Here is a 7,802-nt window from a genome sequence, read left to right as displayed (position 1 = left end):
GATCGCCGCCTTGAGGCGGGCGCACCAGCCGCTGTTTCGCGGCGAGACGCCGATCCGGTAAGCCTCAGGCATCGATCGGCCGCCAGTGGATCAAAATCAGATATTTTGGTGGGCCGGACGATGGCAGCGCCGCCGTTGAGGACGCCGGAGTGCGACGCGCTGCTCGTCGAGATCCTTGCCTTGGGCGAAGAGAGCGGTATAAACCGATCAGCACCGGGCCGCCTATCCGGTCACTCGTCCTCCTGCCGGCTCATAGCCGTATGCTTCGCCCTTACGCAGCACGCGGCCGATGCCCGGCCAGCCAAGGTGCGCGCCGGCGATCCACGTCCCCGCCTCGGCCGCGTCACTGAAAACCTTTAGGCGGGTTGCGCGCGCGGTCAGCTGATCGTCGTCATAGCCCCAACTGAACGCGGGATTGCCGAACTGCAAGGCCGGCACATGAACGACGTCCCCGAAGAATAGGAAACGGTCCTCGTCCGAGTCGAACGCGTAGCCGGTATGACCGGCAGCATGACCGGGCAGGGCGACCGCCCTCAATCGCTCACCCACCTGGTCGCCATTCTGGACAGGCTTCAGCAAGGGCCGGAACTGCGCAAGGTGCGCGTAAGCGAAAAAGCTCCCCACAGCCGCCTCGGGAATAGCGATCGCCTTCAAGTTTGGAAAGAGCACTCGGCCGTCGGGGGTCAAAAGTCCGTGCACATGATCCTGATGGGCGTGGGTGAGCGCCAAGACCGTGATCGAAGCCGGGTCGATCTTGGCTTCCGCCATGGCCTGCTCAAGACGCCCCACTGTCGGAGCCCAGCCCCCTCCTCCGCTGTCGATCAGAACGCCGTCAACGCCTGGACCTGCGAGCGCGAAGCAATTGACAGACAGGCGAAGCGCCCCTGCCAACGCAGCTTGCGGCACCGGATTATCCTGCGGGTCCCGCAGAAGGTCCGCCGGCATCTCGATGTAACCGTCCGAGAGCGACCAGACGCGCCACCTCCCTGACGTGCTGCCGAGCACGTTATTGGTTTGCGATGTCACGATCATATGGCCACCTGCCGCAAACGAAAATGGAGGATAGGTTCGATTGTCACTATTGGCTCCCTGCATAATCTGCGCAAAAGCGTGGGGAAACCGATGAAGATCAATGCGGAAAGCACCCGATCTCGATAGGCCACGGATCGGAAGATGATCGTTGACGGATCTGCTAGCTTCGCGGCGATGCCAGCTCTTATTGCATTCCCATGTAGATTCCTCCCTTCGTAAGCTCGTCAATCATCTGATTTATGCGCTTTCGGCGTGTTTCCGGGTGACGGGCGCGCTCGATCCAATGCAAGTAATCATTGCGCTGATAGGGAGGCCGTTGCTCGAAAGCAGTCATCAGATTTGCGGCCTCGAGCTCTGCACGCAAACTGTCGGGCATCTTAGCCAACGGACGTTTCAGCAACTCACATCTCCGCCATTCGAATCCTGATGCTGGAATAGATCACAAGTCAGCCGTCGCGCCTGCGAGACCGCAGCCGGCCTGGCGACAGCCCTTTCAATCGGGCCACGACGCGATTCATATGGGCCTGGTGAGTGAAACCCGCGTGCTGAGCAATCTCGGCCAGCGGCAGATCGCTATTTTCCAAAAGCTCGACCGCGCGATCAACGCGGCGGCGTAAAATGAATTGATGTACCGGCAATTGCGTCGCCTCGCGAAAGGCGGCGGTGAAGGCGCGTCGTGGTATTCCCGCGATTCCGGCAAGATGGTCGATCGACACCCCCTTTTCCAGATCGCCGTCAATCGCAGCGAGGACCCGGTCGAACCGCTGCGAGGTTAGGACCGGAGACTTCTGCTGCCGCTGGCGTGCATGCCCGAGACGGAGCAGGTTCGCGAAAACCAGGCCCAGCGTCCATTCGCGGACGATCGGGTTGGCTGGCGGGTCGCCTTCGAGGCGTCGGCACAACTCGGCCACCAGCGAATCGCGTATCGGTCGATCGGTCAGGATTGCCAGGTCCTCGGGGGTCCCGCCTGCGGATACCAGGAGCCTTGACGCCAGCGCGGAGTCAACGGTGATCATCGTCAGCTCTCGCGGCTCCTCGATCTTGAACCGCGTGGCACGCTCGGGAAGACTGAGCAGCAGGTCGCCGGGGCGGGTGAAGACGCGCCGCAGCCCGCGGCCAAGATCGATCTCTGCATAGGATGAACCGCTGCGAATCACACGCAGCTGAACGACTCCGGCCGGCGCATGGCGATAGTCGCCGGCAGGAAAGAACAACCTCTTTGCACTTGCCGCGGTCACCATCGTTGTACCGGGCGTCCGGACGCAAGTTCCTCCAGGGATTCGATGATCGATCGCCGCATCCTCGATCCTTGATGCCTACACTTTTGCCCGTTTGACTGGTCCACCAGGCGCATCATTTGCCAGGGCAGTCAGTTCACCAATCCGGGGCACAAAGATGTTGTGCAGTGTCTGGGTCATAATGGTCATTTCACGCTGAACTTGCAGTTCCTGTGCGGCGGGAAACAATGTGTCCTGCAAGAAGAGCTCCAGGCCTGCCTTGTCGTCCCATATCTCGATGATGCGATAACCATCGTCTGTGGCATGCGCGATGTGCTGGTAGATGCCGCCAGCGGGCCGTTTCTCCACGCCGATCCGATCGAGGATGCGGCTATAATCTTCGGCCGTCAGGCCGGCAATATCAAGTGTCGTCACTACGGCCATGGTTCATCCTCGCTGCTGATAGTGGTTGTTTGAGGTGGAGTTCTTGGACGGACCCGGATCCTATTGGGCCGATGTCGTTTGGCATCGCCCGCCCTGACGGCGAGTTTGTCTCCCGAACTTCACCGACAGGAGCGGTCTTTGGTCCTCAGCCACCGAGCGCCTCGATGACAAGACGGGCGGTCGCCGCTCCGGAGAAGTTCTGCTGGCCGGTGATCAAATTGCCGTCGCGCACGGCAAAATCGCGCCACAGCCCGGCCTGAACATAATTCGCGCCGAGCGCACGCATCTCATCCTCGATCCGCCATGGCATCAGATGCGTACCGTGTGGCAGCGCGCCCATCTCCCAGACGGCATTGTCGGCGAAGTCTTCCTCGACATTGGCGAAACCCGTAACAGTGCGCCCTTTGGCCAGCAGCTCGCCGGTTGAGAGGCGAGCGTAGCGCAGCAGCGCGACGCCATGACACAAGGCGGCCGCGACCTTGCCGGCCGCGAAAAAGTTGATGAACAGCCGCTGCAACTCAGTTGCGCCTTCGAAGGTGAACATCGGCGCTTGGCCGCCAGCGACGACGATAGCGTCGAACGCGTCGACCGACAGCTCTGCGATGGGCCGGGTCGTCTCCACCAGCGCCGCCAGTTTCGGCGTCGACAGGAAACCGAGCGAGATCAGATCCGTATCCGAATAGCCGGACGGATCGCGCGGGTCGCTCAACGCATCCGCCTCGCATTTGCCGCCCTCAGGCGAGAAGATCGCGACTCCATATCCGCGCTCGGTGAAGGCGAGCCAGGGATGAGTTAACTCGCTCCACCAAAACCCGACCGGCCAGCCTGTGGTGGTTGACACAGCCGGGTTTGAAAGGACCATCGCGATGTGTTTGGGCTGCAGCGGGTCGAGCGGGTTGGGATCGCGGATCGACATGCGTGATATCAGGCCGGAATGGGAGCGTTTGGGCGCAAAACCGCGTCCTCGACCAGCGGCGGCAGCTCCTCCAACCTGGGCGCGAAGATGTTGTAGAGCGGTTCGATCGTCACCTTTATCTCTCGGTTCAAGCCGATCGCCGCCGCCGCCGGCGCCAACCGCGTCTGCATGAATGCCTCGAATCCCTCGCGATGATCCCACACCTCGACGACGCGATAGCCGCCCTCAATCGGTGCGGTCAAATGCAGATAGATCCCCGGTTCGGGTCGGAGCTCTACGCCCATTTCATCAAGGATTGCGCGGTACTCCTTCGGTGTGATTCCGAGGACGTCGATCGTAGTGATATAAGCCATGATTGGTCCTTATTCTTTGGGGGTGGCAGGCACATGGTCAGACGAGATTCGCCCAAATCGTCTTATATTGGGTGTAGCTTTCCCACGCCTCGCGGCCCTGCTCGCGGCATAGCCGCTCATCTTCAAACCTCCGAACGGCGCATTAGGATGGTACTTGTGCCAGCAGTTCAGCCAGACCGTGCCTGCCTTGATCCGGTCGGCGAGCCGCAAGGCGCGGCCGAGATCGCTGGTCTGGATGCCCGAGGCGAGCCCGTAGCTCGTATCGTTGGCGATCCGGATCGCGTCCTCCTCGCTGTCGAATGGAATCACCGGCAGGACAGGGCCGAAAATCTCTTCGCGCGATATCCTTAGGTCGTTGGTCGCATCGGCGAAGATGGTCGGTTCGATGAAGAGGCCCTTGCCGTTGACCTGGCGGGTGCCGCCGCCCGCGGCCAGTCGCGCGGTGCGCTTGCCCTCTTCGACATAGCTCAAGACCTTGTCATACTCGCCCCGCGATGCGATCGGCCCGATCATCGTCGCAGGGTCCAGCGGATCGCCGAGCGTCGCCGACTTCGCAATGGCGCTCAGCTTCTCGACGACCTCGTCATAGCAGGCGCGTTCAACCAGCAGGCGCGATCCGGCGACGCAGACTTCGCCCTTGTTCCAGAAGATGCCCCAGAAGGCTGCCTGTATCGCGACATCGATATCGGCATCGGCGAAAACGATATTGGGACTCTTGCCGCCGAGCTCCATGGTCAGGTGTTTCATCGTCCCGGCACCGTTGCGCATGATGCCCTGGCCGACGGTGGTCGACCCGGTAAAGGCGATCTTGCCGACGCGGGCATCGTTGACCAACGCGTCGCCAATGGTGCCGCCCGGGCCGGTGACGAGATTGTAGACGCCTGGCGGCACGCCCGCGTCGAGGATCACTTGCGCCAAGGCGAGGGCCGTCAGGGGCGTGTCGGTCGCAGGCTTGTGAACGACCGTGTTACCCGCCGCGAGTGCCGGCGCGATTTTCGAACAGGACAGCGCGAGGGGAAAATTGAACGGGGTGATCGCAGCGATCACACCGAGCGGCTCGCGCCGCGTCAGGATCCTGATATTTGGTTCGTAGCTGGTACGATAGGCGCCGTCCATCGCGCTCATGGCGAGCCCGCCATGAAAGCGGAACAGTCCTGAGCAGTGCGGCATGATGATATCGCGGAAATCGCGATAGGGCATACCCATATCCATCGCCTCGCGCACCGCGAAATCCTCGGCCCGCTCGTCCATTAGATCGGCGATGCGAAACAGGATCTTGGCGCGCTCCTCATGATGCATCCGCGCCCAGGGTCCTTGCTCGAAAGCCCGCTGCGCGGCCGCGACGGCATCGCTCGTGTCGGTGACGTCCGCCTTCGCAATATCGGTGATCGCCGCCTCCGTGGTCGGATCAAAAGTCGTCGAAGTCTCGCCACTGACGGCATCGCGCCATTGGCCATCGATCAGCAGACGTCCTACTGGAATCGCCTTGCGCCGCGCGGGTAGATAATCAGTCATGAGTCCGTCCGTCCTGTCGAATGAGATTGAAGGAAATTGCCGGCCCCATCCCGCGCCGATAGGCGAGCTGGACCAATAGCAGCATCATCGGCTCGATCAGGCGCGAGGCCGTGAGATCGCCGACATCGACCGGTATTGTCGGCAGATCGGCGAGAAGCCGGCAAACCGCCGCCTTGGCATCTGCGTCATTGCCGGCGACATAGCTCGTCACCGGATCGCCGTTGAGACGCGGATCATCCCTGTCAAGCAATTCGGCAAAGGTCGGAATGCACTTGACGACAAGGGCGCCCCGCGCGCGCCTCTGAACCTCCTCGCCTACAGACGTAGTAGTGCCTAGCAGCATCGTGGAAAGGTCAGGTGCGACTGCATTGGTATTGTCCCAGACGATCTTGCCCGACAAATCGCCAAGCGCGTCCATCGCCAGCTCGAGAGCCGGCCATGGCGTCGCCAGGGCAATTACGTCGGCCCATCTCGCTACTTCGTCAGGGGCACCGAAGCCAACACGGAGGGTTGCCGCGATTGCGCGCAACTTGCCTTCGTCACGACTGAAGCTGAGGCGAATTTCGTGCCCGGCGAGGCCAAGACATTTCGCCAAGGCCTTCCCGAGCGAGCCTGGTCCGATGATCGCAACTTTCACAACTGCCTCCCGACACGCGATCGGGCTTGCCTAGCATCATTGCAGTCGCGCTTATTTCACGAATTGCCCTTGCACGATCGGGCGCACTCGTCACATGGGTCGGCGCCAATTGGCATCCGGATCCGCCGCGCGCTCACGCCCTTCCCGAACGTGTCCCTATTGGGCATGTATGTGTGGGCGACCATAGAGCAGGGTGCGATCAGCGGAGGTCCCCAGGGCACAAGCTTGCTCATATTGGTTGACGCTAGATTTTCCTTGCCTAATCCGTCGGCGTTGCGATGACTTTTGTGGCATCAGCATAACGCGATTGCCTGCAAATCCGGGGAAAGGCCGCCTCAGGACGGCTTTCCGGACTGGCACGCCCCTTGCTTCGTTATTCATGTGCAGAGCGTCTAGGGTTCCGGCCGTGTCGATCACGGTGCTGGTCCAAGAGACGCGACCGCTTGAGATGCATTGAGGCATCTGGCGGAACACGGCGGGCCAAAATCCCGGGAGAACCCTGCACGGGTTTGCTGGCGCGAACCTCTCCCGGATGCGCGCTCCGTGAACCCCCCAACAGACGTTCGGACGCAATCCGGATCGCAAACAGGGGTATGTAATGTTTCGCAAACTGGCCACAATCATCCTAGCCGCATCACTCAGCCTCCCCTTCATCTCAGCCGCGCAAGCGGCGCCCAAGAAAGACTTCAAGATTTGCTGGTCGATCTATGTCGGCTGGATGCCGTGGGGCTATCTTTCCGACAGCGGCATCATGAAGAAGTGGGCCGACAAATACGGCATCAATGTCGAGATCACCCGCATCAACGACTATGTCGAGAGCATCAACCAGTACACGGCCGGCGGCTTTGACGGCTGTTCGATGACCAACATGGATGCGCTTTCGATCCCGGCCGGCGGCGGTGTCGACACGACGGCCTTGATCGTCGGCGATTTCTCCAACGGCAACGACGCGGTCATCCTCAAGAACAAGACCGCGCTCAAGGATATTGCCGGCCAGAAGGTCAATCTCGTCGAGCTCTCCGTCTCACATTACCTACTTGCGCGCGCGCTGGAGACGGTGGAGTTGGCCGAAAAGGACATTACGGTGGTGAACACCTCCGATGCCGACATGGTCGCTGCCTACGGCACCAGCGACGTCACCTCCGTCGTCACCTGGAATCCGCTGGTCTCGGAAATCGCTGCCATGCCGGGCGCCCACAAGGTATTCGATTCGACTGAGATCCCCGGCGAGATCATCGACATGATGGTCGTCAACACCGCGACGCTGAAGGACAATCCGGCCTTGGGCAAGGCGCTTGTCGGTGCATGGTATGAAGCCATGGCGCTGATGACGTCGGGTACGCCCGAAGGCAAGGCGGCCAAGGAAGAGATGGCCAAGGCGTCGGGGACGGATCTTGCCGGTTTCGACGCTCAGCTTGCATCAACGGCGATGTTCTTCGAGCCGGCCAAGGCGGTCGCATTCACCAACGGCGCCGAACTGCCGAAGACCATGGATCTGGTGCGCAACTTCCTGTTCAGCCACGGCATTCTTGGTACCAACGCGCCGAGCGTCGACGTGATCGGCATGAGCTTCCCCGACGGCTCGACGCTGGGCGACGTCAACAACGTCAAGCTGCGCTTCGATCAGGCCTTTATGGCAGAGGCGGCGGGCGGAACGCTCTGACGCGGGAGCGCGACATGCTAGCCAG

At 61.3% G+C, this 7,802-nt stretch carries 9 protein-coding genes and 1 riboswitch; of the genes, 1 reads left to right on the top strand and 8 read right to left on the bottom strand.

The features are described from left to right. Positions 1 to 222 precede the first annotated feature (222 nt). The 8 genes from X773_RS67270 to X773_RS67240 form a co-directional block, all read right to left on the bottom strand. Positions 223 to 1,032, bottom strand: a complete 810-nt coding sequence (locus tag X773_RS67270; RefSeq protein WP_023679475.1) for an MBL fold metallo-hydrolase — start codon at positions 1,030 to 1,032, stop codon at positions 223 to 225. A gap of 184 nt (positions 1,033 to 1,216) precedes the next feature. Further along, the gene (locus X773_RS67265) at positions 1,217 to 1,408 is read right to left on the bottom strand and encodes a YdeI/OmpD-associated family protein (protein WP_031212580.1); all 192 of its coding nucleotides are present in this window, start codon (positions 1,406 to 1,408) and stop codon (positions 1,217 to 1,219) included. Between the two features lie 70 nt (positions 1,409 to 1,478). Next, a complete protein-coding gene (locus tag X773_RS67260; RefSeq protein ID WP_023679473.1) occupies positions 1,479 to 2,273 on the bottom strand; it encodes an AraC family transcriptional regulator in 795 nt (264 codons plus the stop codon). Positions 2,274 to 2,348: 75 nt separating this feature from the next. Beyond that, complete coding sequence (locus tag X773_RS73875) at positions 2,349 to 2,693, bottom strand: hypothetical protein (protein WP_023679472.1); 345 nt, start codon at positions 2,691 to 2,693, stop codon at positions 2,349 to 2,351. A gap of 145 nt (positions 2,694 to 2,838) precedes the next feature. Beyond that, positions 2,839 to 3,609, bottom strand: coding sequence for a type 1 glutamine amidotransferase domain-containing protein (locus X773_RS67255; protein WP_023679471.1), 771 nt, complete (start codon positions 3,607 to 3,609; stop codon positions 2,839 to 2,841). 8 nt (positions 3,610 to 3,617) lie between these two features. Continuing rightward, positions 3,618 to 3,962: a hypothetical protein gene (locus tag X773_RS67250; RefSeq protein WP_023679470.1), complete on the bottom strand. Its 345-nt coding sequence runs from the start codon at positions 3,960 to 3,962 to the stop codon at positions 3,618 to 3,620. Between the two features lie 9 nt (positions 3,963 to 3,971). Continuing rightward, complete coding sequence (locus tag X773_RS67245) at positions 3,972 to 5,477, bottom strand: aldehyde dehydrogenase family protein (protein WP_023679469.1); 1,506 nt, start codon at positions 5,475 to 5,477, stop codon at positions 3,972 to 3,974. Next, the gene (locus tag X773_RS67240; protein ID WP_023679468.1) at positions 5,470 to 6,114 is read right to left on the bottom strand and encodes an NAD(P)-binding domain-containing protein; all 645 of its coding nucleotides are present in this window, start codon (positions 6,112 to 6,114) and stop codon (positions 5,470 to 5,472) included. The genes X773_RS67245 and X773_RS67240 overlap by 8 nt, the downstream gene beginning before the upstream one ends. A gap of 381 nt (positions 6,115 to 6,495) precedes the next feature. Next, positions 6,496 to 6,611, top strand: a riboswitch (guanidine-I (ykkC/yxkD leader). 101 nt (positions 6,612 to 6,712) lie between these two features. On the opposite strand from X773_RS67240, the gene X773_RS67235 reads away from it, so the two are divergent. Then, a complete protein-coding gene (locus tag X773_RS67235) occupies positions 6,713 to 7,777 on the top strand; it encodes a putative urea ABC transporter substrate-binding protein (RefSeq protein ID WP_023679467.1) in 1,065 nt (354 codons plus the stop codon). The last annotated feature ends 25 nt before the right edge of the window (positions 7,778 to 7,802 follow it).

Source organism: Mesorhizobium sp. LSJC280B00 (genome assembly GCF_000502835.1).
Taxonomy (GTDB): domain Bacteria; phylum Pseudomonadota; class Alphaproteobacteria; order Rhizobiales; family Rhizobiaceae; genus Mesorhizobium.
This window is presented reverse-complemented; position numbering and strand designations above follow the sequence as displayed.